General features: G+C 73.1%; 23 protein-coding genes. 11 read left to right on the forward strand and 12 right to left on the reverse strand.

Features of this window, described 5'->3' with window-relative positions:
* Positions 1-71 precede the first annotated feature (71 nt).
* A complete protein-coding gene (gene mnmE, locus ACQKQD_RS28150) occupies positions 72-1397 on the reverse strand; it encodes a tRNA uridine-5-carboxymethylaminomethyl(34) synthesis GTPase MnmE (RefSeq protein ID WP_427510186.1) in 1326 nt (441 codons plus the stop codon).
* A gap of 122 nt (positions 1398-1519) precedes the next feature.
* On the opposite strand from mnmE, the gene bla reads away from it, so the two are divergent.
* From bla to ACQKQD_RS28175, 5 genes are all read left to right on the forward strand, one after another.
* On the forward strand, positions 1520-2422 hold the full coding sequence (gene bla, locus ACQKQD_RS28155; protein ID WP_427510187.1) for a class A beta-lactamase: 903 nt from the start codon (positions 1520-1522) through the stop codon (positions 2420-2422).
* Positions 2423-2433: 11 nt separating this feature from the next.
* Positions 2434-2943: an aminoacyl-tRNA deacylase gene (locus ACQKQD_RS28160; RefSeq protein WP_427510188.1), complete on the forward strand. Its 510-nt coding sequence runs from the start codon at positions 2434-2436 to the stop codon at positions 2941-2943.
* 78 nt (positions 2944-3021) lie between these two features.
* Positions 3022-3378, forward strand: a complete 357-nt coding sequence (locus ACQKQD_RS28165; RefSeq protein WP_331298311.1) for a hypothetical protein — start codon at positions 3022-3024, stop codon at positions 3376-3378.
* A gap of 96 nt (positions 3379-3474) precedes the next feature.
* The gene (panC, locus tag ACQKQD_RS28170; protein WP_427510189.1) at positions 3475-4323 is read left to right on the forward strand and encodes a pantoate--beta-alanine ligase; all 849 of its coding nucleotides are present in this window, start codon (positions 3475-3477) and stop codon (positions 4321-4323) included.
* A 117-nt stretch (positions 4324-4440) separates the two neighbouring features.
* Positions 4441-5727, forward strand: a complete 1287-nt coding sequence (locus ACQKQD_RS28175; RefSeq protein WP_427510190.1) for an OprO/OprP family phosphate-selective porin — start codon at positions 4441-4443, stop codon at positions 5725-5727.
* 40 nt (positions 5728-5767) lie between these two features.
* On the opposite strand, the gene ACQKQD_RS28180 is transcribed toward ACQKQD_RS28175, so the two are convergent.
* Complete coding sequence (locus ACQKQD_RS28180; RefSeq protein WP_427510191.1) at positions 5768-7303, reverse strand: EAL domain-containing protein; 1536 nt, start codon at positions 7301-7303, stop codon at positions 5768-5770.
* A 240-nt stretch (positions 7304-7543) separates the two neighbouring features.
* Here ACQKQD_RS28180 and ACQKQD_RS28185 point away from each other — a divergent pair, with 240 nt between their 5' ends.
* A complete protein-coding gene (locus ACQKQD_RS28185) occupies positions 7544-8416 on the forward strand; it encodes a MipA/OmpV family protein (protein ID WP_244540024.1) in 873 nt (290 codons plus the stop codon).
* A gap of 68 nt (positions 8417-8484) precedes the next feature.
* Positions 8485-8706, forward strand: a complete 222-nt coding sequence (locus ACQKQD_RS28190) for a heavy-metal-associated domain-containing protein (RefSeq protein WP_026605107.1) — start codon at positions 8485-8487, stop codon at positions 8704-8706.
* Positions 8707-8854: 148 nt separating this feature from the next.
* Here ACQKQD_RS28190 and ACQKQD_RS28195 read toward each other — a convergent pair whose 3' ends face one another.
* The gene (locus ACQKQD_RS28195) at positions 8855-9004 is read right to left on the reverse strand and encodes a hypothetical protein (RefSeq protein ID WP_020094296.1); all 150 of its coding nucleotides are present in this window, start codon (positions 9002-9004) and stop codon (positions 8855-8857) included.
* Positions 9005-9410: 406 nt separating this feature from the next.
* On the opposite strand from ACQKQD_RS28195, the gene mnmG reads away from it, so the two are divergent.
* The 4 genes from mnmG to ACQKQD_RS28215 all read left to right on the forward strand — a co-directional run bounded on the left by mnmG (position 9411) and on the right by ACQKQD_RS28215 (position 13753).
* Positions 9411-11312: a tRNA uridine-5-carboxymethylaminomethyl(34) synthesis enzyme MnmG gene (mnmG, locus tag ACQKQD_RS28200; protein ID WP_427510192.1), complete on the forward strand. Its 1902-nt coding sequence runs from the start codon at positions 9411-9413 to the stop codon at positions 11310-11312.
* On the forward strand, positions 11309-11944 hold the full coding sequence (gene rsmG / locus ACQKQD_RS28205) for a 16S rRNA (guanine(527)-N(7))-methyltransferase RsmG (protein WP_091980762.1): 636 nt from the start codon (positions 11309-11311) through the stop codon (positions 11942-11944). The genes mnmG and rsmG overlap by 4 nt, the downstream gene beginning before the upstream one ends.
* A complete protein-coding gene (locus tag ACQKQD_RS28210; RefSeq protein ID WP_427510193.1) occupies positions 11941-12798 on the forward strand; it encodes a ParA family protein in 858 nt (285 codons plus the stop codon). Before rsmG ends, ACQKQD_RS28210 begins: the two co-directional genes overlap by 4 nt.
* 61 nt (positions 12799-12859) lie before the next feature.
* A complete protein-coding gene (locus ACQKQD_RS28215) occupies positions 12860-13753 on the forward strand; it encodes a ParB/RepB/Spo0J family partition protein (protein WP_026605106.1) in 894 nt (297 codons plus the stop codon).
* A gap of 291 nt (positions 13754-14044) precedes the next feature.
* On the opposite strand, the gene holA is transcribed toward ACQKQD_RS28215, so the two are convergent.
* The 9 genes from holA to ACQKQD_RS28260 all read right to left on the reverse strand — a co-directional run bounded on the left by holA (position 14045) and on the right by ACQKQD_RS28260 (position 23318).
* On the reverse strand, positions 14045-15082 hold the full coding sequence (holA, locus tag ACQKQD_RS28220) for a DNA polymerase III subunit delta (RefSeq protein WP_091980764.1): 1038 nt from the start codon (positions 15080-15082) through the stop codon (positions 14045-14047).
* Positions 15083-15088: 6 nt separating this feature from the next.
* Positions 15089-15634: an LPS assembly lipoprotein LptE gene (gene lptE, locus ACQKQD_RS28225; protein ID WP_056533523.1), complete on the reverse strand. Its 546-nt coding sequence runs from the start codon at positions 15632-15634 to the stop codon at positions 15089-15091.
* A gap of 169 nt (positions 15635-15803) precedes the next feature.
* Entirely contained in the window at positions 15804-16763 is a 960-nt protein-coding gene (locus tag ACQKQD_RS28230; RefSeq protein WP_020094289.1) for an AEC family transporter, read from the reverse strand.
* Positions 16764-16870: 107 nt separating this feature from the next.
* Positions 16871-19102, reverse strand: coding sequence for a TonB-dependent siderophore receptor (locus ACQKQD_RS28235; protein ID WP_427510194.1), 2232 nt, complete (start codon positions 19100-19102; stop codon positions 16871-16873).
* A 130-nt stretch (positions 19103-19232) separates the two neighbouring features.
* A complete protein-coding gene (locus ACQKQD_RS28240; RefSeq protein WP_427510195.1) occupies positions 19233-20120 on the reverse strand; it encodes an acid phosphatase in 888 nt (295 codons plus the stop codon).
* Positions 20121-20281: 161 nt separating this feature from the next.
* Positions 20282-21136 (reverse strand): alpha/beta fold hydrolase, encoded by an 855-nt coding sequence (locus ACQKQD_RS28245; RefSeq protein ID WP_427510196.1) that lies wholly within the window; start codon positions 21134-21136, stop codon positions 20282-20284.
* Between the two features lie 26 nt (positions 21137-21162).
* Positions 21163-22038 carry a 2,3,4,5-tetrahydropyridine-2,6-dicarboxylate N-succinyltransferase gene (dapD, locus tag ACQKQD_RS28250; RefSeq protein ID WP_020094284.1) on the reverse strand — a complete coding sequence of 292 codons (876 nt, stop codon included), beginning with the start codon at positions 22036-22038 and terminating at the stop codon, positions 21163-21165.
* 36 nt (positions 22039-22074) lie between these two features.
* A complete protein-coding gene (locus ACQKQD_RS28255; protein ID WP_020094283.1) occupies positions 22075-22566 on the reverse strand; it encodes a cyclic nucleotide-binding domain-containing protein in 492 nt (163 codons plus the stop codon).
* Positions 22567-22631: 65 nt separating this feature from the next.
* A complete protein-coding gene (locus tag ACQKQD_RS28260; RefSeq protein WP_020094282.1) occupies positions 22632-23318 on the reverse strand; it encodes a response regulator transcription factor in 687 nt (228 codons plus the stop codon).
* Positions 23319-23391 lie beyond the last annotated feature (73 nt).

The raw sequence follows: 23391 nt of genomic DNA on the forward strand, positions 1-23391 counted from the left end.
GCATCGTGCTGGACAGGGGCGCCGGCACCCGGCCGGTCCGGCCCCGCCCCCGCAAATTGCCGGCTACCGACCTACTTGCCGATGCAGAACCCGCTGAATAGCCGGTCGAGGACGTCCTCCACCCCGACATGGCCCGCGACCGCGCCGAGCGCCCGCACCGCGAGCCGCAGATCCTCTGCGGCCAGCTCCGGCAGGCCGCCGGCACTCCCCGAGACGCGGTCGAGATGGCCTAGGCAGGCCTCCAGCGCGGCCCTGTGCCGGGCGCGGGTGATCAGCGCGTCGCCGGTGCCGAGACCGTCCTCGGCCGCGGCCTGGATCGCATCGAGCAGGGCATCCATGCCGGCGCCGGTATGGGCCGAGACCGTCACGTCCACCGGATCACCCTCCTGTTCTGAGCCGGCAAAAAGATCGGCTTTGGTACGCACGGTCAGGACCCGGCCCCGCGCCGGCCCGAGATCCGGGACCGCGCCGCCGGGGGGCTTGAGGGCGACCACGAGATCGGCCGTGTCGATCCGCGCCCGCGTCCGCACGATCCCCGCCGCCTCGATCGGCTCCGCGGTCTCGCGGAGCCCGGCCGTGTCGACCAGCAGGACCGGCAGGCCACCGAGGTCGAGTCGCACCTCGATGGCATCGCGGGTCGTCCCCGGGCTCTCCGACACGATGGCCACGTCCCGCCGGCTCAGCGCGTTCAGCAGGGTCGATTTCCCGCTGTTGGGAGCCCCCGCCAGCACCACCGTGAACCCATCACGCAGGCGCTCGCCGCGCTGGCCGTCGCGCAGCGCCGCGGCGATCGCGTCGCGCAGGCGGGCGGCGCGGTCGAGCAGCGCCGCGTCGAGCCCGGCATCGTCCACGTCCCCCTCGTCGGCGAAGTCCAGCGCGGCCTCCGCGGCGGCGAGGCAGTCGATCGCCTCCGCGCGCCACGCGGCCACCTGCCGGCTGAGCGCGCCGTCGAGCTGGCGCAGGGCCTGCCGGCGCTGACCCTCGGTCTCCGCGTCGATCAGGTCGGCGACGGCCTCCGCCTCGGCGAGATCCATCCGCCCGTTGAGGACGGCCCGCCGGGTGAAAGCCCCGGGCTCGGCGGCCCGGCAGCCCGGGAGGCGGGCGAGGGTGGCGAGGACGCGCATCCGCACGGCCGCGCCGCCGTGCAGATGCAGCTCGCCCATATCTTCGCCGCTGTAGGTGTCGGGCCCGGGAAACCACGCCACCAGCGCCCGGTCGAGCTCGGTGCCGTCGTGGGGATCCCGGAGGCTCCGCAGCGACAGCCGGCGGGGCGGCGGCAGGCGTCCGCCCAGGGCGACGAGCGCGTCGCGCGCGGCCGGGCCGCTGATGCGGATCACCGCGACGGCGGCCCGGCCGAAGCCGCTGGCCGGCGCGAAGAGGGTGTCGGTATCGATCATGGTCCCACAGGGCCGCGCGAGGGGCGGAGTTTCACGTGAAACAATCGCGGCCGCCCTATACCATCCCGGCGCCGACGCGCCGCACCCGCTTGCGCCGTCGCGATCTCGAACGGGGATCCGCCATGATCGTCTGGACCCGCCGCGCCGTCGGGCTCGGCCTGCTCGCCGCGCCCCTCGCCGCCACCCTCCCCGCGTCCCCGGTCCTGTCCGCGCGCGCCGCGGAGGCCGAGCCGGACTGGGCCGCCATCGAGCGCCGGCTCGGCGGCCGCCTCGGGATCGCGGCCGCCTCGGCGGACCGCGTCCTCGCCGCCTACCGCGCCGACGCGCGCTTCCCGATGTGCAGCACCTTCAAGGCGCTGGCGGTGGCGGCGATCCTGGCGCGGGTCGATGCCGGCCGCGAGACCCTCGACCGGGTCGTCAGCTACGGGCCCGGCGACCTGCTGAGCTACGCGCCCCTGACCCGGAAGGCGCTGGAGGCCGGCGCCGGGACCGGGCGGATGAGCGTCGCGGACCTGTGCGCGGCCACGCTGATCTGGAGCGACAACACGGCCGCCAACCTGCTCTTGGCGGATCTCGGCGGGCCCGAGGCGCTGACCGCGTGGCTGCGGACCACCGGCGATCCCGTCACCCGCCTCGACCGGACCGAGCCGACCCTCAACACCGCACTGCCCGGCGACCCGCGCGACACGACCACGCCGGACGCCATGCGGGCGACCCTGGGCCGTGTCCTCCTCGGAACCGTCCTGTCGGCGGGCTCGCGCGCCCGGCTGGAGGCCTGGATGGTCGCCTGCGAGACCGGCCGGAAGCGCCTGCGAGCCGGCCTGCCGCCCGACTGGATCGCGGGCGACAAGACCGGGAGCGGCGACAACGGCACCGTCAACGACGTCGCGATCCTCCGGCCGCTGGGGCGCGCGCCGATCCTCGCGGCGGTCTACGTCACGCAATCGACCGCCTCCCCCGACACCTGCGCGGCGGCCTACGCGGAGATCGGCCGCCTCATCGCCGCGCGCGCCCATTCGACCTGACCGGACGAACCATGAAGACAGCCGCCAAGACACCCAACAAGACACCTTCCAAGACGACCCGCGCGACGCTCGCCCTCGACAAGGCCGGCATCCGGTACAGCCTCCTCGTCTACGCGTACGATCCGGACGCGCCGCGCATCGGCCTGCAGGCCGCGGAGGCGCTCGGGGTGGACCCGGGACGCGTGCTGAAGACCCTGATGGCGTCGGTGGACGGACGGACGGTCTGCCTGCTCGTGGCCTCCGACAGGGAGGTGTCGATGAAGCGGGTCGCCGCCGCCTTCTCGGGCAAGGCCGCGTCCATGCTCAAGCCGGCCGATGCCGAGCGGCTGACTGGCTACCATGTCGGCGGGATCAGCCCCCTGGGGCAGAAGCGATCCTTCCCGTCGGCGATCGACGCCGGATCCCTGACCGAGCCGGCGGCCGAGATCCACGTCAACGGCGGCGGCCGCGGCTTGCAGATCCGGCTGACCGAGGGCGATCTCGCCGCCGTCCTGGACGCCCTCGTCGTGCCGCTGACGTGATCCCGCGGTAATCACTCGTTTACCCTGCCGTCGCACGGTGTCGCCTTCCGACAGAGACGAAGGCGGCGCAGGGGCGGCATGCGGGAGACGGCGCGCAGGGCGGTGACGGCGCTCGGACTCGTCCTGCTGCTCGCGGCACCGGGCCGGGCGGCCGATCTCGACCTCCGCTACGGCGCCGAGGCGGGCGCGGGCGGCAGCCCCCGCTTCTTCCCGCGCAACGACGGCCTCGACCGTCGGCCGGTCTACGCGGTCCGGTCCCGTCGCGTGCCGGTGGGCTGCACGCCCCGGCGGGTGCCCGTGCCGACCAACGCCCCGGACGATCCGAGCTACGTCGGCTCCGAGTACGGCCTGGGGCATCCGAGCTATTACGGCTTCACGCCGCCGCTGGGCGTGGACGACCCCTTCGGCCGCTCCCTCCTGCCCTACTGCCCCTGACGCCGATCGCGACGACGGGATCCGGCGTCGACTGCCGGATTCCACCGCTCCCCATCATGCTCTAGACCGGCCCTGCCCTCCCCCGGAGCCCGTGCCGTGTCCGAGTTGACCTTCCAGTCCTTCCGCGACCTCGCAGCCCTGCGCGGATGCGTGGCCACGTGGCGCGCGGCGGGCGAGCGCGTCGTCCTGATCCCGACCATGGGCGCCCTGCACGAAGGGCACCTCGCCCTCGTGGCCGAGGCGCGGCGGATCGGCCGCCGGACCGTGGCCAGCATCTTCGTCAATCCGACCCAGTTCGGCCCGAACGAGGATTTCGCCCGCTACCCCCGCGACCTCGACGCGGATCTGGCCCTGCTGGCGGGGGCCGGCGCGGACGCCGCCTGGACGCCCGGCGTCGAGACCATGTATCCGCCGGGCTTCGCCACCCGGATCGAGGTCGCGGGCCTGACCGAGGGGCTGTGCGGGCCGTTCCGGCCCGGCCATTTCGCCGGCGTCGCCACGGTGGTGACCAAGCTCCTCAACCAGGTCCGGCCGGACGTCGCCCTGTTCGGCGAGAAGGACTTCCAGCAGCTCCGCGTGCTCCAGCAGGTGGCCGCGGATCTCGACCTCGCGGTGGAGATCCGCGGCGTGCCGACCGTGCGCGAGCCCGACGGCCTCGCGCTGTCGTCGCGCAACTGCTACCTCTCGGCCGAGGAGCGCGCCGTCGCCCCGAAGCTCCAGGCCGTCCTGGCCGAGATCGCCTCCGCCTCCCGCAACGGCACCCCGGTGGCCGGCCGGATCGCCGCCGGGCGGGCGGCGCTGGAGGCGGCGGGGTTCCGCGTCCAGTACCTCGCGGTCTGCGACGCCCGGACCCTGGTGCCGGTGGAGCGGGTCGACGGCCCGGCCCGCGTCATCGCCGCGGCCTTCCTGGGCCGGACCCGGCTGATCGACAATCGCGCCGTCTAGGCCGGCGCCGGTCCGACCGCCGACGGTCGTGGCCGCCGGGCCACGACGCGCGGATTTCCGGGTTTCACTGCGCCAGGTGATTGGCGCCGCCCGGCCGACCTGCTCTCTGCTGGTCGCGTGATCGGAACGCGCACCGCACCGGCCATCCTGGCCGTGTCCCTCGCCCTGGCGGGCCCCGCCGGCGCCGGCGAGGACGCGTTCGAGGGGATGGCCGGCCCCTACGGCGAGCGCCTGCGCTACGACGCGAAGGGGCTGAGCCTCACCTTCCCCGAGCCCGACGTGAAGCTCCGGATCGGCGGCCGGCTGCACATCGACGGCGGCGCGGCGGGTTTCGGCCGGGCGGACCTGCCCGAGGCTTTCCCCGACAACGTCGCCGTGCGCCGGGCCTGGATCGAGCCGACGCTCACGATCGGCCGCGACTGGGTGATCGCCTTCCAGTACGATTTCGCGGACCCGATGCTGCCGATCAACGACGCGCTGGTCGCCTGGAAGGGGCTGCCGGACACGATCCTGACGCTCGGCAACATGAAGGAGCCCTTCAGCCTGGAATGGCTGCAGAGCAACAACGACACGCTGTTCGCCGAGCGCTCGGTGGCCAACGCCCTCGTGCCGGAGCGCCGGTTCGGCTTCGCGGCCGGGCACCACGGGGCCGCCTGGACCGCGGTGGTCGGCGTCTTCGGCAACGCCGCCAGCAGCGGCATCGACGGGGACGGTGTCGCGGTGGCGGCCCGCGCCACCGTCGCGCCGATCATGGAAGGGGACGAGACCCTGCATCTCGGTCTCGCCGGGGTCTTCCGCAGCCGGTCCCGGTCGGACGGGGCCTTCAGCTTCTCCAGCCCCGCCGGCGCCTTCCTGTTCGAGCGCCCCCTGGTGGATACGGGCGACCTCCCCGACGCCGCCAGCGTGTCGCGCCTCGGCGCCGAGCTGGCCTATCGCCGCGGCCCGTTCCTGCTGCAGGCCGAGTACATCCGGGCCGCGTTGCAGCCGTTCCGCGGTCCCGGCCAGCCCGGCACCGCGCTCGATTTCCAGGGCGGCTACGTCGAGGCGGCCCTGGTGCTCAACGGCGAGGGCCGCGCCTACGCGCTGACGCCGCAGAGCGGCACCACTTACGCGACTTTCCGGGGCGTGACGGTTCCGGAGGCGCAACGATTCTCCCGGGGCGGGATCGGGGTGTTCGAGCTTGCGGTACGCTACAGCGCCGTCGACCTGGACGCCCTGGGCTTCCGCGGGGGCATGGAGCAGGACGTGACCCTCGGTCTGAGCTGGTATCCCGAGCCTAACCTCCGGTTGATCGGGAACGTCGTGCACGGGCGCGTCCGACCCGGGGAGGCTCAGTCCGAGACCCTGGGCACCCGCCCGTTCACGGTCGACACGGTGATCGCGCGCCTGCAGATCTACTGGTGACCGGGCTCGCCGGGCCCGCAGCGTGCCCGGGCGCGGCCCCTCACACGGCCCTGCGCAGCACCGACCGGAACGGGCGCCGCTCGGGCTCCGGCGGAGGCGTCGGATCCTCGGCCGGCGGGGTCGCCAGGACCTCCGCGCGCACCGGGCGCGGGGCCGCGAAGGCCGTCCCCTGCGCGAACGGCACGTCGAGGTCGATCAGGTCCGGGACGTCGGCCTCGTCGGCGACGCCCGTGGCGACGACGCGGATCCCGGCCCGGGCCAGGGCCGGCGCGGTGTCCTCCAGGGCGATGTCCGACAGGCTGCCGCGGCCCGCGCCGGGCCGGAGCAGCATCTCCGCCGGCACCTTGACCTGCCCGATGCCGAGCGCCGCGAGTTCGGCCGCGTCGAAGCGGAGGTCGTCCGGGCGGTCGAGGCTGAACCCGATCCGGCCCTGCAGGGGTGCGAGCAGGCCCCGCTGGCCGGCATCGAGACGGCGCCAGCTCTCCTGCGGCAGCGCGATGGTCAGGCCGGCCAGGGCTGGGTCGTCGGCGGCCGTGCGGGCCAGCTCGCGCAGGAGGCCGGGCTCGAACAGCGACAGCGGCGACAGCCCGTAGGTCAGGAGGGTCTCGCTGCCGCGCCGGGCGAGGTGGCGCGCCACGATCGTGGCCCGCTGCAGCATGCGGCGGTCGAGCTCGGTGGTGCGCCCGTAGCGCTCCAGCACCGGCAGGAAAACCTCGGGCTCGGCCGGCGGCGCGCCGGGGCCGCCGATCCGCAGCCGGGCAAGCGCCTCGTAGGCCACCACCTTGCGCTGCGGCAGGGTGACCACCGGCTGCAGGTGGATCTCCAGACCGTCCCCCTCGAAGGCCGCGACGATCGCGCCCTCGTCCGCGGGGGGGATTGCGGGCCGGGGCGGGATCGGCCGCGGCGGGATCGGCCGCGCCGGGACGGACGGGGCCGAGGCCGGGGCGAGCTGAGACCAGGGCGGGACTTGCTCGAGCGGGGCGGCCTGAACCTGCGGAGGCGGTACCGGCACGGGCTGCGGCGACGGGGCCGCTGCGGCATCCGGAAGGGCTGCGCCGGGCACCGCGGGCATTGGCCGGGGCGCCTCGGCGGGTGCGATCGCGGGCCTGATCTCGGGCGCGATCTCCGGCCTCGCCTTGAGGCCCGCGATCTCGGCATCCTGGGCGCTCACGACCGTGGTGAGGTCGCGGACGATCCCGCTGAGGAGCCCAAACTCGACGGTCAGTTCCTCGATCTGGGCGCGCAGGGCGGCCTCGGCGGTCTCGGGCCGCGGCTGGGCCGCCGCGGTCGCGGCCGCCGTCTCGACCTTGAGCAGGCGCCGGGACAGCAGATCGACCTCGCCGGACAGCTTCTCGCAGCGCGCCTTGAGGGTGGCGATACGGGTCAGGGCGAGACCGCCCGCCAGGGCGGCCGCGGCGCCGAGCGTCAGGGCACTCCAGAGCGGCAGGAACACCGCGAGCGGCCCGAGAACGACGAGCCCGAGAAGGCCGACCGTCAGCAGCCCCGCGTACCGGCCGAGGACCGGGACCATCGTCTGAACACCTGCCAGGAACGCGCGCCGGTCGCCGGGGGACATCCCGAGCGATCCCCACCGGGCGCGAACCGAATCGCAGGATCATTGGCCGCCCGCACCCCGCCCGGCAAGGCTCGGGGACCGCGATGGCGCGCCGCCGCCTGTTAATTCCGGGCGGTGTGACGCTCGCGCCCGCTGGAACGTTGCGGATTCATCACGGCGGACCCGATTGCGGGGGGATCCGAGGAGGGTTGCGCGGCTTGCGAATGCAGACGGGATGAAAAAGGATCATAAAGCGTGGCCATGACGCCCGCCCCCCCGCGTACTCCCCGATTTCGCGCCGTTCTCGGCGCCGGCGCGCTCCTCGCGACCCTCGGCACGACGGCGCCGCGGGCCGCGGATCTCGGCGCGGATCTTCCGCGCACCACGCCGACCTTCGCGATGGTCGATCCCAACACTTGGATCGTCACGCTGAGCGGCTCGATCCAGGCCGTCCCACGCTATCCGGGCGCGAGCGACTACACGGCCGTCGGTTACCCGTCGATCGACATCCGCCGGGTCGGCGAGCCGCGCCGCTTCTCGACGCCGGATGACGGGTTCAGCTTCTCGCTCTTCGACACCGAGTCGTTCCGCATCGGCCCGACCGCGCGCTTCGTGCCGGGGCGCTACTACGGCGACGACCGGCGCCACCTGTACGGTTTCCGCGACGCCCGCTTCGCCGTGGAGCCCGGCGTGTTCGCGGAGTTCTACCCGGTCTCGTTCATCCGGACCCGCGTCGAGCTGCGCCAGGGCGTCTACGGGCATCACGGAACGGTCGGCTCGGTGGCGGCCGACTACCTGATCCCGGCGGAGAAGTTCCTGTTCTCCATCGGGCCGCGCCTCAATGTCGGCGATGCCAGCTACGCCCGGAAGTACTTCGGCGTCTCGCCGATCGAGGCGGCGCTGAACGGGCGCGTCACCCCCTACGACCCGCGCAGCTTCTACTCGGCCGGCGTGCTCGGCGGCGTGACCTACACGCAGAGCGAGACCTGGGCCTACACGGCCTATGCCGGCTACACCCGGATCCTGGGCGCCTCCGGCGACAGCCCGCTGGTTCGGCGCCCGTTCGGCAACCCCAACCAGTATCAGTTCGGCCTGCGCATCGATTACGCCTTCCGCATGCCGGCGCTGTTCTGAGCCGAGACCCGGCTTGCGCCGGCCCCGCCGGGCCCCGACATCCCGGAGAGGCGGTTATGGAGGCCCCGATGGACGAGACGCGCGCCGACCTGCTGATGCGGGTCGAGGGCATGACCTGCGACGGCTGCGCCGCCGCGGTGACCCGCACGGTGAAGCGGATCGACCCCGCGGCCGACGTGCAGGTCGACCGGGACGCCGCGCGCGTGGCGATCCGCACCGACGCGCAGGCGCTGACCATCGCCGAGGCCCTGACCAAGGCCGGCTACACCGCGACGGCCATGACCGGCTGAGCCGGCTCGGCGCCCCGCGTTCGCGAGCCGCGGGAGGCACCGTGCGGCCGTCCGCGCGCGCGGTGCGGTCATCCGGGCCGGCGCGACGCTCGGCCGGGAAGCCTGGCGAGAAGCCTGGCTCGAGACGACGCGCCCCCGGGAACCGCCCTCAGGAGCGGCTCAGGAACATCCCGGTCAGGAGCAGGGCGAAGCCCGCGAGGCCGAACAGGCCTTCCTTGCGCCGGGTGCGGTCGAGGAAATGGGCGGCGGCGCCGGCCGCGCAACAGGCGGCGCCCAGGCCGATTGTCAGCGACGACATCTCGAGTCTCCTCCTCGCGCGTCGCTCGGCGGCGCGGCGAAAACGGTCCCTCTCGTGGGCCTGCCGGACGGCGTTGTCCGCACAGGATCGCGTCACGGCGCAAGATTTGCACGGCCCGGAGAGACTGGCAAGACGCGATGCCCAAGTCCTCGCGGGATCCGCGACAGCAACGCGCGCGGGAACGACAGATCTTCGCGCGGCGGGCGTTCTGAATACCGCATTCAGAGGATCCGCCGGCGCCGGCGGAGGGGGCGTCGTTGCGGCGGGCGGGACGCGTTGACCCGCGCGCCTTCGCGCGCTTAGACCTCCCGGCAGATCCGCCGGTCCCGCGCCCACCCGCCGTGCACGGCCCGGGGCGCTCCTCGCACCCGCGGCGGGATGTCCGCGAAAGGCTGCTCGGTACCCGATGCTCACCCCCTCCTCCGCCCGGTTCGACGTCGCGGTCGTCGGCGGCGGCCATGCCGGCGTCGAGGCCGCCGCCGCCGCGGCGCGCTGCGGCGCGCACACCGCGCTGGTCACCCACGATCCGGCGACGATCGGGGCGATGTCCTGCAACCCGGCCATCGGCGGCCTCGGCAAGGGCCACCTCGTCCGCGAGGTCGATGCCCTGGACGGGCTGATGGGCCGGGTCGCCGATGCGGCCGGCATCCAGTTCCGCCTGCTCAACCGCCGCAAGGGGCCGGCGGTGCGCGGTCCCCGGACCCAGGCCGACCGCAAGCTCTACGCGGCGGCCATGCAGGCAGCCGTGGCCGAGACCGAGGGGCTGACGGTCGTCGCGGGCGCCTGCGAGGATCTGGCCTTCGACGCGGACGGCCGGCTCAGCGGCCTCGTCCTGGCGGACCGGCGCACCCTCGCCTGCGCCGCGGTGGTGCTGACCACCGGCACCTTCCTGCGCGGCCTGATCCATATCGGGGAGCGGCAGATCCCGGCGGGGCGCGTCGGCGAGGCGCCGGCGATCGGGCTGGCGCGGACCCTCGACCGGCTCGGCCTCCGCCTCGGGCGCCTGAAGACCGGCACGCCGCCGCGCCTCGACGGGCGGACCATCGACTGGGCCGGCCTGGAGATGCAGGAGGCCGATGCCGAGCCGGTGCCGTTCTCGACGCTGACCGAGCGGATCACGACGCCGCAGATCCGCTGCGGCATCACCCGGACCACCCAGGCCGTCCACGACCTGATCCGCGCCAACCTGCACCGCTCGCCGATGTATTCCGGCGGCATCGCCAGCCGGGGTCCGCGCTACTGCCCGTCGATCGAGGACAAGGTCGTGCGCTTCGGCGACCGGGAGGGGCACCAGATCTTCCTGGAGCCCGAGGGTCTCGACGACCCGACGATCTACCCGAACGGCATCTCCACGGCGCTGCCGGAAGAGGTGCAGGGCGACCTCGTCCGCCTGATCCCCGGGCTGGAGCGGGCCGCGATCCTGCGCCCGGGCTACGCCATCGAGTACGACTACGTCGATCCCCGGGAACTCGATGCCGGCCTTCAGGTGCAGCGCCTGCCGGGCCTGTTCCTGGCCGGCCAGATCAACGGGACGACGGGCTACGAGGAGGCCGCGGGCCAGGGTCTGGTGGCCGGCCTCAACGCTGCCCGGCACGCGGGCGGACTCGGTATCGCGGGCTTCGACCGGGCCGAGTCGTATCTCGGCGTGATGATCGACGATCTCGTGACCCAGGGGGTGAGCGAGCCCTACCGGATGTTCACCTCGCGCTCGGAATATCGACTGTCCCTGCGGGTCGACAACGCCGACGCCCGGCTGACGCCGCGCGGGATCGCGCTGGGCTGCGTCGGAGGACACAGGGCGGCCCATTTCGCGGCCGGGCAGGCGGCGCTCGACGCGGCGCGCGCCCGCCTCGACGCGGTGAGCCTGACGCCGAGCCAGGCCGCGGCCCACGGGATCGTCCTGAACCGCGACGGCATCCGCCGCACCGGCTTCCAGCTCCTCGCCTACCCGGAGATCGGCTGGTCCGACCTGGCGGCGGTGTGGCCGGACCTCGCCGAGGTCGCCCCGCGGATCGCCGACCGGATGAAGACCGACGCGACCTACGCGGTCTATCTCGACCGGCAGGACGCCGACATCGCGGCCTTCCGCCGGGACGAGGCCGTGCGCCTGCCGGCGGGGCTGGACTACGCGGCGATCAGCGGCCTCTCGAACGAGATGCGGGTGAAGCTCGAGACGGTGCGCCCCGGGACCCTCGGACAGGCGGCGCGGATCGAGGGCGTGACGCCGGCCGCCCTCACCCTGCTGGCCGCCCACGCGCGGCGCGGCGCGCGCGCGGCGTCGACCCCCGCGGACCGGCTCCCGGCATGAGCGATCCGGATCGCGCCCGTATCCTGGCGGCGGCCGGTGTTTCACGTGAAACAGCCGAGCGGCTCGACCTCTACGTGGCGCAGCTGCGGCGCTGGCAGCCGATCAAGAACCTCGTCGGCCCCGCGACGCTGGCGGAGGTCTGGAGCCGCCACATCGACGACGCGCTGCAGCTCCTCGACCTCGCGCCGGAGGCCCGCACGTGGCTCGATCTCGGCTCCGGCGCGGGCATCCCGGGCCTGATCCTGGCCATTGCCGGCCAGGAGCGCGGCGTCCGGGTCGACCTCGTCGAGAGCAACGCGCGCAAGTGCGCGTTCCTCACCGAGACCGCCCGGCTCACCGGGGCGCCGGCCCGGGTGCGCAATGCCCGGATCGAGGCGGTGATCGGCGAGTATGTCGGGACCGACGTCGTCTGCGCCCGCGCCGTCGCCCCGATGGCGCAGCTCCTCGCCTGGACGGAGCCTCTGTTGAAAACGGGCACCACCGGCCTGTTTCCGAAGGGGCGGGACGTACAAGCCGAATTGACCCAGGCCGGCGCGCAGTGGAGAGTCGTTAACGACCTCGTGCCGAGCCGGACCGATTCCGAAGCCCGGATCGTGCGCGTCACTGCCCTCGCCGCCCCGAGCCACCGATGAGCGAAGCGATCCTCGGCGACCCCGCCGACAGGTCCATGGATTCATCCATGCGACGCCCTCTGCGCGTTCTGGCGCTCGCCAACCAGAAGGGCGGCGTCGGCAAGACCACGACGGCGATCAACCTCGGCACCGCCCTGGCGGCGATCGGCGAGGACGTGCTGGTCGTCGATCTCGACCCGCAGGGCAACGCCTCCACGGGTCTCGGGATCGACCGCGCCAAGCGCCGGGTCTCGACCTACGAGGTCATGGCCGGCGAGGCCTCCCTGGCGCAGTCCGTGGTCCCCACCGCCGTGCCGCGGCTGTCGCTGGCGCCCTCGACCATGGACCTCCTCGGCCTGGAACTTGAGCTGGCCACCCTCCCCGATCGGGCGCACCGGCTGCGCGGCGTGCTGAAGAGCCTGACCCAGGCGCCGAGCCTCAGCCGGATCAGCTACGTGCTGATCGACTGCCCGCCCTCGCTCAACCTGCTGACCATCAACGCGCTGGCGGCCGCCGACGCGGTGCTGGTGCCGCTGCAGTGCGAGTTCTTCGCCCTGGAGGGCCTCAGCCAGCTGCTGCGCACCGTCGAGCAGGTCCGCGGCGCCCTGAACCCGAAGCTGACGATCCAGGGCATCGTGCTGACGATGTTCGACCCGCGCAACAACCTCTCCGCCCAGGTCGTGGCGGACGTGCGCGGCTTCATGGGCGACAAGGTCTACGAGACCGTGATCCCCCGCAACGTCCGGATCTCCGAGGCGCCCTCGCACGGGAAGCCGGCGCTGCTGTACGACCTGAAATGCGCCGGCAGTCAGGCCTACCTGCGCCTCGCCTCGGAGGTGATCCAGCGCGAGGGCCGGGTTCCGGCCGCGGCCTGACGGGTTTGAGTCCCCCTCCCGGTTCGAGGGGCGAGTGTGGAGCGTGACACGGGTGGCGATCATGGCGGAGGAGGGGGCGAAGCCTCGACTGGGGCGCGGGCTCGCGGCGCTGATCGGTGACTTCAACGAGGCCGGCAAGGCCTCGGCCAAGGCCGAGGAGCAGCGCCGGGTTCCGATCGAGTTCCTGCGCGCCAACCCGCGCAACCCGCGCCGGAGCTTCGCCGAGACGGAGCTGTCCGAGCTGGCGGCCTCGATCGGCCAGCGGGGCATCATCCAGCCGATCGTGGTCCGCCCGATCGGCGACGTGCCCGGCACCTTCGAGATCGTGGCCGGCGAGCGGCGCTGGCGGGCCGCCCAGCGCGCCGGCCTCGACGAGGTGCCGGTGGTGGTGGTCGAGATCGACGACCGCGGCTCCCTGGAATTCGCCATCCTGGAGAACGTCCAGCGCACCGACCTCAACGCGATCGAGGAGGCGTCCGGCTACGAGCGCCTGATGAAGGATTTCTCGTACACCCAGAAGGAGCTGGCCGAGATCCTCGGCAAGAGCCGCAGCCATCTCGCCAACACGCTCCGGCTGCTCAACCTGCCGCTGTCCGTGCAGGAGCGGGTCACCGCGGGCGAGTTGACTGCCGGCCACGCGCGCGCGCTGCTGGCCGTGCGCGATCCGGAGGCGACGGCGCGGCGCGTCGTGGCCGAGAGCCTATCGGTCCGGGACGTGGAGGCGATCGCCTCCGCGGAGGCCGCCCCGGCCGAGACGCCGCGCCCCGGGCGCCCGCGCCTCTCGGCCGAGCGCCCCGCGACGGTGCGCGACCTGGAACTGCGGATCCACCGGGCCCTCGGCGTCCCGGTCTCCTACAAGCCCAAGGACGCCGATTCGGGCGAGATCCGCATCCGCTACGAGACTCAGGACGAGTTGCAGGCCCTCCTCAACCGGTTCAAGGTCTCGGACGCCTGAGGAACCGTCCCGGCCAGCCCGGGGGCCCGGGCTGAGCGAGCCCGGCGCAGGCTCGGCGCGGGCCCGGCACGAGGGCGGTCAGCAGGCCGCGGCGCGCGGTGGTAGAGGGCGTGGTGTCTCGCTCAGGTCAGGCGGTCCGGGCCGGGCGATGGAGTACCGACATCGCGCGTCAGTGTCCGCGTCGGGTCTTGTCGCAGCCGTCTCGCCTGCGGGCCCCTCCGGTCGGGACCGTCGCGCCATACCCCCCTCTTCCGTGCGGGAGAGGCAATCCGCGCCGCGGACGGCGCGGCCTCAGCGCCGCCGCCGCGCACCCGCCTCCGCGACCCGCAGGAGGGCCGCCGAGGCCAGCGCGTGGGCCAGGTCGGGCTGCGCCCGCCGGCAGGCCAGGATCGCCTCCTGCAGGGCCGCCACGGCCTGACGGAGCGTTCCGGCCGGCCACGCGCCGAGTTGGCCCTCGATGCTGGCCCTGCGCTTGAAATGCAGGCCCCGCCACGTCGCGACCATCATGGCGGGCGTCTTGTCGGGATTGTCGAGGCGGGTGGTGAGCAGCGTCAGGGCATGCCGCAGCGCCGAGCTCAGCACCACCCCCGGGTCGAGACCCTCGTGCCGGAAGCGGCGGTAGTCGCGCTCCACCGCGTCGCGGCGGCCGTCGAAGGCGGCGTCGATCAGGGTGTTGAGCACGCTCGCCGCGACGTCGCTGGTGACGGCCTCCACGTGCTCGAGGGTCACGGTCCTGTCCCCCTCCCCCGCGGCGTAGAGGGCGAGCTTCTCGATCTCCATCAGGCTCGCCCGGCGGTCGCCGCCGAGGCTGCGGGCCAGGACCTCCCGGGCGGCGCGGTCGATGCGCAGGCCGCGCTCCTGGAGGGTGCGCTCGATCAGGTCCGAGAGGGTCCGCTCGTCGTCGGCGTAGCAGGGAATCGCGAGCGCCTTCGGCGAGCGCTCGCAGAGGGTGCGGAGCGGGTTGTTCTTGGCGAGGTCACCGGCCTCCACCACGATGCGGGCGTCGGCGACCGCCGCGCCCAACACGGCCTCGACGGCCGGCGCGTAGTTGCGGGTGCCGGGCCGGACCCAGATCGACCGCCGGCCGCCGAACAGCCCCAGGGTCCCGGCCTCGTCGCACAGCCGGCCCGGATCGGAGGCGAGGGCGTCGCCGTCGATCCGCACCAGCGCGAACGGGTCGGCCGGGTCGTCGACGAAATCCTCCGCGAGCTTCCGGGCCCGCTCGGTCACCAGACCGGTATCCGGCCCGAAGACCAGGATGACGGGGATGCGCGGATCGGGCCCGCGCCGGATCAGCCCCTCGATCTCGCCGGCCTTGACCGCCGTCACGTCGGGTTACGGCTTCGTCGAGAGGACGGCGGCGAGGCGGCTCTTGATCTGGTCGGACAGCACGCTGGCCAGACGGATCTCGGCGTCCCGCGCAGCCCGCTGGCTGGCGAAGCGCTGCACCGAGCGGTCGTAGGTCGCGGTCGAGGTGGCGACGCCCTCGGTGTAGACCTTGGTGCCGCCCATATCCTCCAGGCTGTACTTGATGTTGGCCACCAGGGTGCCGGCCTCGGCGCGGCCGGTGGTGGAGGAGACGATCGGGGTCTGCACGATCTCGGAGCCCGAGAGCTTCAGCCGGTAGCGCTTGGTCGCCGGGTGGCCGGACCCGTCGAGGTCGAAGACCAGCTCGCTGCGCAGGTAGTGGCCGAGGCGCTCCTGGCCCTGGGCCATCGCGACGTCGTCGACCTGGACCGAGGCGAGCAGGGCCTGGACGGATTCCCCTGAGGCGGTCGGCCCGTAGAGTGGCCGGAAGCAGGCCGAGAGGCTCAGCGCCAGGCCGGTCGCGCAGGCGAGGCGGGCGATCCGCCCCGCGATGGAAACTCCCGAACCCACCATCCGCCGTCGTTCCGCCCCTGCCTGTCGGATCGTTCTAGCGCGGACACGGCGTTCCGCGCCACGACGCTACGGGGCAAACGTTACGATTCCTCTGCGGCAAGAGCGTGGTCGCCCGGTTTCCGAATGTGAGGCCGCGGCCGTCCGGAGAGCCCGGGATCGACCGGGCCGCCTAGGCGATCGCCGCGAGGTAGGCCGAGACCGTCACGACGGCCAGCACGGTCGAGACCAGCACCACGGTGGCGGTCAGGTCGGCCTCGCGCCGGTAGAACTCCGCCAGCATGAACGGCCCGGTGCCGGTGGGGAGAGCGGCCATGAGCACCGCGGTGTGCAGCAGGAGCGGGGGCAGGTCGAACAGGTAGCGGCCGAGGCCGTAGGCCAGGAGCGGGTGGAGCACCAGCTTCAGGCCGACGAGCAGCGCGGCGGTGCGCCCCTGCCCGCCTCCGGTCTGTCGGGGCTGGGCCAGGAACAGGCCGAGCGCCACCAGGGCGCAGGGCGCCGCCGCGCCGCCGAGGAGCTTCAGGAACGTGGCCACCGCGTCCGGCACGGCGAGGCCGGCGCTCGGCACCAGCGCGCCCAGCGCCGGTGCCACCAGCAGCGGGTTGCGCACCAGCGAGCGGCTGACCGTCCACCACACGGGCCGGCGCGCCCCGCCGCCCCTCCCCGACGCGGCCGCCTCGCGCCGCAGCCCGGTCTCGATGAGCACGATCGCCACCGCGAAGACGCCGCAGACCGTGAGGATCGCCGCCACCGTGGTGGGCGCGAGCGCCTCCGGCCCGAAGGCGACGAGCGCCAGCGGGAAGCCCATGAAGCCGGTATTGGCGTAGCCGGCGTTGAGCCCGTCGACCGCGGCGTCGGCCAGCGGCCGCCCCGCCCCGCCGCGGATCAGCACGGCGAGGGCGAAGATCGCGAGGCTGCTGAGTCCGAAGGCGCCGATGAAACCGGGCTTCCAGATGGTGCTCCAGTGGGCGTGCGCGGTCACGTCGAACAGCAGCGCCGGCAGGGCCAGGAAGACCACGAACCGGTTGAGTTCGGTGGTGGCGGCGGCCCCGAGCACGCCGACGCGCCGGGCCAGCCAGCCGGCGAAGATCAGCGCGAAGATCGGCAGCACGACCAGCAGGGTCGAGAGCATGACGGGTCCGGGTCGGAGGACGATGCTCCGGCCTTAGGACGGTTTCCGATCCCGGCTCCAGTGCCGGGGGCGGGGACCTGCCATGCCGCGGCCCCCGCTCCCGGACATTACCAGCGGTAGATCAGGCTGCCGATGACCGTCGCGGGCGCGCCGCGGTAGCAGAACCCGGCCTGGCAGGTCGTGTAGCTGCGGTCGAAGATGTTGGACGCGTTGATCTGCGCGCGGAAGCCCCTGTACTTCGGGTCGAGGGCCGCGAAATCGTAGGCGACCAGCGCGTCGAACAGGGTCACGGTCGGGTTGCGGACGGTGTTCTCGTCGTCGGCGAAGCTCGTCCCGGCGTAGCGGATGCCGCCGCCCAGTTGCAGGCCGGCCAGCGGCGAGCCGGGCGCGAACTGATAGGTCCCGAAGGCGGTGAAGCTGTCGCCCGGGATCCCCGAGAGGGCGTTGCCGTCGATCGGCCGCCCGGTGACCAGGGAGGTCTGGCGCAGATAGCGAAGGTTGAGGTGGGTGTAGGACAGCGTCAGGTTGGTTCCCGGCGCGAAGTTCGCCGTCAGCTCGGCCTCGAACCCTTTCGACTCGACCGACCCGGTCGCGACCTGATTGGCGATGTTGTTCGGATCCTGCCGCAGGAGCGACGATTGCACGATGTCGAACCCTGAGAACGACGTCGTGATGTTGGTGTTCGGGATGGCCGCCTTCACGCCGGCCTCGATCTGGTCGCCGGTCGCGGCCTTGAACGGGTTCCCGTTCACGTCGACGCCGACCTGCGGCGTGAAGGTCGTGGCGTAGCTGGCGTAGGGCACCAGGAAGTCGGTGAGCAGGTAATTCAGGCCGATGCGGCCCGAGAAGGCCCGATCGGTCTGGTCGGCGACCGTGCCGGCCGTCCGGTCGCTCGTGTTCTGGAAGACCCAGTCGTGCCGGCCGGTGAGGGTCAGCACGAAGCGCCCGAGCTTGGCCTGATCCTGCAAGTAGGCGCCGATCTGATCCTGCGCCTGGCTCTGGAAGTTCGTGTAGCGCGGCCGGGCGATGACCTGCTGCCCGTAGTTCAAGGTCAGGAGGTTGAGGTCCGGCGCGGCCCCGAAACCGAAGGCGCGCGTGTAGTCGTAATGGGCGTAATCGACCCCGCCGATCAGGGTGTGCTGGATCGGACCGGTGGTGAAGCGGCCCTCGAGCTGGTTGTCGAGGGAGATCTGGCCCAGCGTGTCCAGGTAGGCGCCGGCCGTCCGCGCGCCCAGGGTCCGGGCCGGGTTCAGCCCCGTGATCGAGGTGTAATCGTAATCCGCGCGAACGTCATAGTAGCGAAAGTTCTGACGAAAGATCAGATCCGGCGAGAACCTGTGCTCGAAGGCGTAGCCGACGCGATACTGCTGCTGCTTGTACTGGTTGAGCGCCGGATCGCCGGAGTAGAAATTGGTCACCCGGAAGCCCGGATCGTTGTAGAAGAAGGACGTTCCCGGCAGGCGCGACTCGAAATACTCGCTGAGGAAGGTGAAGCTGGTGTCGGAATCCGGGCGCCACGTGAAGGACGGGGCGATGAAGGTGCGGTCGTCGTCTCCGCCGGGCAGGTAGGTGTTGGACTGGCGCTTCACGCCGGTCACGCGGTAGGCCATCGTCCCGTCGGTGCCCGCCACCGGGCCGCCGATGTCGAAATTGCCTTGGAAGCGGTCGTAGTTGCCGGCCTGAAACTGCACCTCTCCGAAGGGTACGAAGACCGGGCGCTTCGAGGTCGAGTCGACGATGCCGCCGGGCGAGCCGAGACCGTAGAGGCCCGAGGCCGGCCCCCTCAGGATGGTGACCGCGTCCAGCCCGTAGGGCTCGCTGCGCGGGATCGTCAGGCCGACGGCATTGAGGCGCAGGCCGTCGCGGAAGATGCCGTTGTAGGTCGCGCTGAAGCCGCGGATGTAGAAGGCATCGTAGCGGGGATCGAAGCCGAACACGCTGCTCGACACGCCCGGCGTGTAGGCGATCGCCTGGGCCAGATCCTGCACGTTGCGGTCGTTGAGCTGCTCCCGGGTGACCACCGAGACCGATTGCGGGGTCTCGAGCAGGGGCGTGTTGGTCTTGGTCGCCGCGGGGCTCACGCGCGCCACGTAGCCGGTGACGCCGGAGGGGCCGCCGCCGCCGCCGCTGGTGGCCGCGCCGCCGCCGTCGCCGCGGCTGACATTGCCGCCGCCGCCGCCGACGCCCGTCGGGGCCGCGGCGGCCGGGCGGGCGGCCTCCACGGAGATCTCGTCGAGCTGGACGGCGGCGCCCTGGGCGGCGGCCGCCGGAACGAGGGCGACGGTGGTCAGCGCGGTGGTGGCGAGGAGCAGACCGGACGGAGCGGAACGAAACGACATCGGGGACCCACGAACGCGCCTCTACACGGCGCCCGGGGCTCCCGTACCATCGATCACGGCCGCTCGATCAAGCCGAAAACGTGTTGTAAATCACACACTTGGAAGCGTTCAAATCTACAATCGTTCGCGCCTAGAACTCCAGTGGCGGCTCCCGCAGGGCGGTCGCCTCCCGGGTGCAGGCGGCCTGATCGGGAACCGTCCCGGGACTGGCGAGGGCGCCGCGAAGCTCGGCGCGGGCCTTGTCGAGATCGGCGCGGAAGGTCGCGTCGCCCATCAGGGCGGCGAAGACCGCGGTGCCGGTCAGGCGTCCCGCGGCCACGTCGCTGAGCCAGTGCACGCCGCACACGATCCGGCTCTCGCCGTAGGCCCGGCCGCGGGCCAGGATCGGGGTCGCCTTCTCGGGCACCAGGGACGCGAGGATCAGCGCGTAGGCCCAGCCCTGCGTGGCGTGGCCCGACGGGTAGCTGAAGCTGTCGGCCAGGGCCTGGCTGCGCTGCACGCAGATCGGCGCCTCGTTGCCGACGAACGGGCGCAGGCGCCGGTAATGGACCTTGGGTCCCCGCGTCGCCCGGGCGAGATCGAGACGGGCGCGCTCCAGGAGGTTGATCACCGCCGGCACCCGCGCCTGATCGATCCGGGTGCCGAGCACGCAGGCGAAGTTCTCCAGGACGGCGGCGGCGCCCTCGGACACGTCGTTGGCGGCCAGTTCCCAGCGGGGCGACCCCTTGAGGGCGCGGGTGCTGTTGAAGGCCGCCCGGTCGGCCTTGTCGAGGGGCGCGTCGTGGGCCGGCGGGGAGGGCAGGAACTGGACGGCGTCCGGCACCGCCCCGTCGGCCAGATAGGGCTTCACGGCCGGCTTGCCGGGCTTCAGCGTGTCGGCGCCGAGGGACGGGGCCGCCGGTGTTGCCGGGGGGGCCGAGGGGGCTGGGCGGGGGGAATCCTCGGCGCGGGCCGCGACGGCCAGGAGGAGGGCGAGGGCGGCCGGGGCGAAGAGGGGCAGGGACGGCGTGCGCAGCATCGGATCCGGGACTCTCTCGGATGGAATCTGCGGGGCGCGCCCGCTGCCGGAGGAACGGCTCAGCCGGCCCGTTCAGTCCCTGCACAGGCACACACGCCTGTCCAGGGCGGGGCGGCGGCGATCCGGGCCGCTTGTCACACGCGCCGGCCCGCGCGCCGCGCTCACGCCGCCCGGATCGCGGCGGCCACGGCGTCCGGATGCTCCTCGTGCGGGCTCAGGGCGCCGGGGATCGCGGCGCCGGTCACGCGGCCGCCGGCGACGAGGGCGTCCATCTCGGCGCCCGAGCGCCGCGGGGCGCCCGCGGGGCGCAGCACCAGGGTCGGCGGCAGGCCGTCGCCGAACAGGGCCAGGAAGGCGTCGCGGCTGCCCACCGGGTCGAGGCCGCCGGTGACGAAGGCGGCGGTGCCGAAGCGGCCGTTGCGCTGGCGGGTGATGGCGTGCTTGTCGCGGACCACCGCCGGGGTGACCCGGGCCGCGTCGGCGTAGACGTGGGCGCGCATCATCCGGTCGATGATCGGCGGGCTGATGTTGATCCGGTAGAGCGCCTCGCCGAGGATCGGGGCCTCCACGGCCCGGCGGATGCGCGGGAACCAGTGCGCCCGCCCCGGCATCGCGGTGGGCAGCGGTCCCCGCCAGGTCGGGGCCACCAGGACCAGCCGCCCGAAGGCCCCCGGGTGGCGCCGCGCCGCCGCCACGAGGTAGCCGGCGGCGTGGCCGGCCGCGACGCCGAGGGCGTAGGGGCCGGGCGCGGCCGCCAGCAGGGCGTCCAGGAAGGCGTGGAAGGTCGCCGGGGCGAGGGGGACCCGCGCCCGCGGCCGGGCACCGAAGCCCGGCCAGTCGGGGACGAGGCAGCGGTACTCCGTCCCGAGGCGGCCGGCGAGGCCGCGCATCTCGGCCCGCGCCGAGATGGTCGACAGGGCCGGGAGCAGGAGCGCGTCCGGCCCCGCCCCGATCCGTTCGCAGGGGGTCGGCACCGTCCGGCCCGCCACCGTCAGGGTCAGCTCGGACGTCTCCATCGCGCTCCCGCCAGGTCCCGGATGAATCAGGTGCGCAGCAGCTCGTTGATGGCGGTCTTGGACCGCGTGCCGGCATCGACGCGCTTGACGATCACCGCGCAGTAGAGGCCCGGGCCCGGCGTGCCGTCCGGCAGCGCCTTGCCGGGCATCGTGCCCGAGACGACCACCGAGTAGGGCGGCACCCGGCCGTACATGACCTCGCCGGTGGTCCGGTCGACGATCTTGGTGGAGGCGCCGATATAGACGCCCATGGACAGGACGCTGCCCTGGCCGACGATGACGCCCTCCGCCACCTCGGCGCGGGCGCCGATGAAGCAGTCGTCCTCGATGATCACCGGGTTGGCCTGGAGCGGCTCCAGCACCCCCGCGATGCCGGCGCCGCCCGAGATGTGGCAGTTCTTCCCGACCTGCGCGCAGGAGCCGATCGTCACCCAGGTGTCGACCATCGTGCCCTCGCCGACATGGGCGCCGAGATTGACGAAGCTCGGCATCAGCACGGCGCCGGGGGCGATGTAGGAGCCCCGGCGGACGAAGCAGCCCGGCACGGCGCGCAGGCCCGCGGCGCGGAACTCGGCCTCGCCCCAGCCGGCGAATTTCGACGCGACCTTGTCCCACCAGGGCGCGCCGCCGGGGCCGCCCTCGATCGTCGCCATGTCGTTGAGGCGGAAGGAGAGCAGCACCGCCTTCTTCAGCCACTGGTTCACCACCCAGTCGTGGTTGCCCGACTTTTCGGCGACGCGGGCCTTACCCGAATCGAGCAGCTCCAGGGCCGCCTCGACCGCCTCGCGCACCGCGCCCTTGGTGGCGGTCGACACGTTGGCGCGGTCGTCCCAGGCGGCTTCGATGGTCTGGGCGAGATCGGAATGGGCGAGATCGGAATGGGGCTTGCCGGCCTGGGACATGGGACGGGTCAGAACTCTTGCGGCGGGAGCCCGTGCTTACAAGCGGCCACCGGAGCTGTCACCTGAGGAGATGCCGTCGATGACCTCGAGCAGTTCGCGGACCTGATCGAGATCGGTCACCAGCCCGGCGAGGTCGTCCGCCAGGGTGTCGTGGACCGCCCGCGCGGCGGCGGGGAACTCCTCCAGCACGCGGCGCATCAGCATCGGAGTGATCCGCATCACCGCGGCGCTCCCCTCGGCCCGGGCCTCGGTCGGGCGCGTCCCGCGCACGAACAGGGCGAGCTGGCCGATCAGGGCCGAGCGCCCGGCCCGCACCGGCTCGGCCGTCGGAACCCGGGGCTCCAGGCGGATTGTGCCCGCCATCACCACGAAGCCGCCATCGGCCGGATCGCCGCGGGCGAAGAGCAGGTCGCCGTCCGCGAGGTCGCGCCGCTCGGCCGCGAAGGTCAGCAGGCGCAGGGCGTCCCGGTCGAGGAAGCCGAACAGCGGCGCGGCCGCGAGGATCGCGATATCGTCGTCGAGCCCCAAGAACGCCTCACCACCCTGCGCATACGCGAACCCGCCGGATCGCCTACACGTAAAGCTTCAATTCGTCAGGGCAGCAACTTGTATCCGCCGCCCTCGGTCACGAGGATCGCGGCGGTGGCGGGGTTCGGCTCGATCTTCTGGCGCAGCCGGTAGATATGCGTCTCCAGCGTGTGCGTGGTCACCTGGGCGTTGTAGCCCCAGACCTCGGCCAGCAGGGTGTCGCGGTTCACCACGGCCCGGCCCGCCCGGTAGAGGAAGCGCAGGATCGCGGTCTCCTTCTCGGTGAGCTTCAGCTTGGAGCCGCGCTCGCCGACGAGCAGCTTGGCACCCGGGCGGAACGTGTACGGGCCGATCTGGAAGACCGCGTCCTCGGAGGCCTCGTGGCTGCGCAGGTGGGCGCGGATCCGGGCCAGCAGGATGCCGAACTTGAACGGCTTGGTGACGTAGTCGTTGGCGCCGGCCTCCAGCCCCTCGACGTGGTCCGCCTCGGAATCCTGGGCGGTCAGCATGATCACCGGGCCGCGGAAGCCGGCGGCGCGCATCCGGCGCACGGCCTCGCGCCCGTCGAGGTCGGGCAGGCCGACATCCATGACGGCGAGGTCGATCCGCTCCGCGGCGACCCGCCGGATCGCGTCGGTGGCGTTGGCCTCGGTGAAGACCGTGAACTCGTCGCAGAGATCGAGCTGCTCGGTCAGGGTATCGCGCAGGACCGCGTCGTCGTCGCAGATCAGCAGGCGGTAGACATTCGGCATCGTCCGGGCCCCAATGCGTGCTGCGGGAGGGGCGAGGGCCGCCTGCCGGGTGCAGCATGCGATGATGTCAGAT

Origin of the sequence: Methylobacterium sp. NPDC080182, from assembly GCF_050281105.1 — a bacterium.
Classification (GTDB): Bacteria; Pseudomonadota; Alphaproteobacteria; order Rhizobiales; family Beijerinckiaceae; genus Methylobacterium.

Bases quoted from the DNA above. Each gene is read 5' to 3' on its own strand.
- mnmE (WP_427510186.1), bottom strand. From the start codon at position 1,397: ATGATCGATACCGACACCCTCTTCGCGCCGGCCAGCGGCTTCGGCCGG.
- bla (WP_427510187.1), top strand. From the start codon at position 1,520: ATGATCGTCTGGACCCGCCGCGCCGTCGGGCTCGGCCTGCTCGCCGCG.
- ACQKQD_RS28160 (WP_427510188.1), top strand. From the start codon at position 2,434: ATGAAGACAGCCGCCAAGACACCCAACAAGACACCTTCCAAGACGACC.
- ACQKQD_RS28165 (WP_331298311.1), top strand. From the start codon at position 3,022: ATGCGGGAGACGGCGCGCAGGGCGGTGACGGCGCTCGGACTCGTCCTG.
- ACQKQD_RS28180 (WP_427510191.1), bottom strand. From the start codon at position 7,303: ATGTCCCCCGGCGACCGGCGCGCGTTCCTGGCAGGTGTTCAGACGATG.
- ACQKQD_RS28185 (WP_244540024.1), top strand. From the start codon at position 7,544: ATGACGCCCGCCCCCCCGCGTACTCCCCGATTTCGCGCCGTTCTCGGC.
- ACQKQD_RS28190 (WP_026605107.1), top strand. From the start codon at position 8,485: ATGGACGAGACGCGCGCCGACCTGCTGATGCGGGTCGAGGGCATGACC.
- ACQKQD_RS28195 (WP_020094296.1), bottom strand. From the start codon at position 9,004: ATGTCGTCGCTGACAATCGGCCTGGGCGCCGCCTGTTGCGCGGCCGGC.
- mnmG (WP_427510192.1), top strand. From the start codon at position 9,411: ATGCTCACCCCCTCCTCCGCCCGGTTCGACGTCGCGGTCGTCGGCGGC.
- rsmG (WP_091980762.1), top strand. From the start codon at position 11,309: ATGAGCGATCCGGATCGCGCCCGTATCCTGGCGGCGGCCGGTGTTTCA.
- ACQKQD_RS28210 (WP_427510193.1), top strand. From the start codon at position 11,941: ATGAGCGAAGCGATCCTCGGCGACCCCGCCGACAGGTCCATGGATTCA.
- ACQKQD_RS28215 (WP_026605106.1), top strand. From the start codon at position 12,860: ATGGCGGAGGAGGGGGCGAAGCCTCGACTGGGGCGCGGGCTCGCGGCG.
- lptE (WP_056533523.1), bottom strand. From the start codon at position 15,634: ATGGTGGGTTCGGGAGTTTCCATCGCGGGGCGGATCGCCCGCCTCGCC.
- ACQKQD_RS28230 (WP_020094289.1), bottom strand. From the start codon at position 16,763: ATGCTCTCGACCCTGCTGGTCGTGCTGCCGATCTTCGCGCTGATCTTC.
- ACQKQD_RS28235 (WP_427510194.1), bottom strand. From the start codon at position 19,102: ATGTCGTTTCGTTCCGCTCCGTCCGGTCTGCTCCTCGCCACCACCGCG.
- ACQKQD_RS28240 (WP_427510195.1), bottom strand. From the start codon at position 20,120: ATGCTGCGCACGCCGTCCCTGCCCCTCTTCGCCCCGGCCGCCCTCGCC.
- ACQKQD_RS28245 (WP_427510196.1), bottom strand. From the start codon at position 21,136: ATGGAGACGTCCGAGCTGACCCTGACGGTGGCGGGCCGGACGGTGCCG.
- dapD (WP_020094284.1), bottom strand. From the start codon at position 22,038: ATGTCCCAGGCCGGCAAGCCCCATTCCGATCTCGCCCATTCCGATCTC.
- ACQKQD_RS28260 (WP_020094282.1), bottom strand. From the start codon at position 23,318: ATGCCGAATGTCTACCGCCTGCTGATCTGCGACGACGACGCGGTCCTG.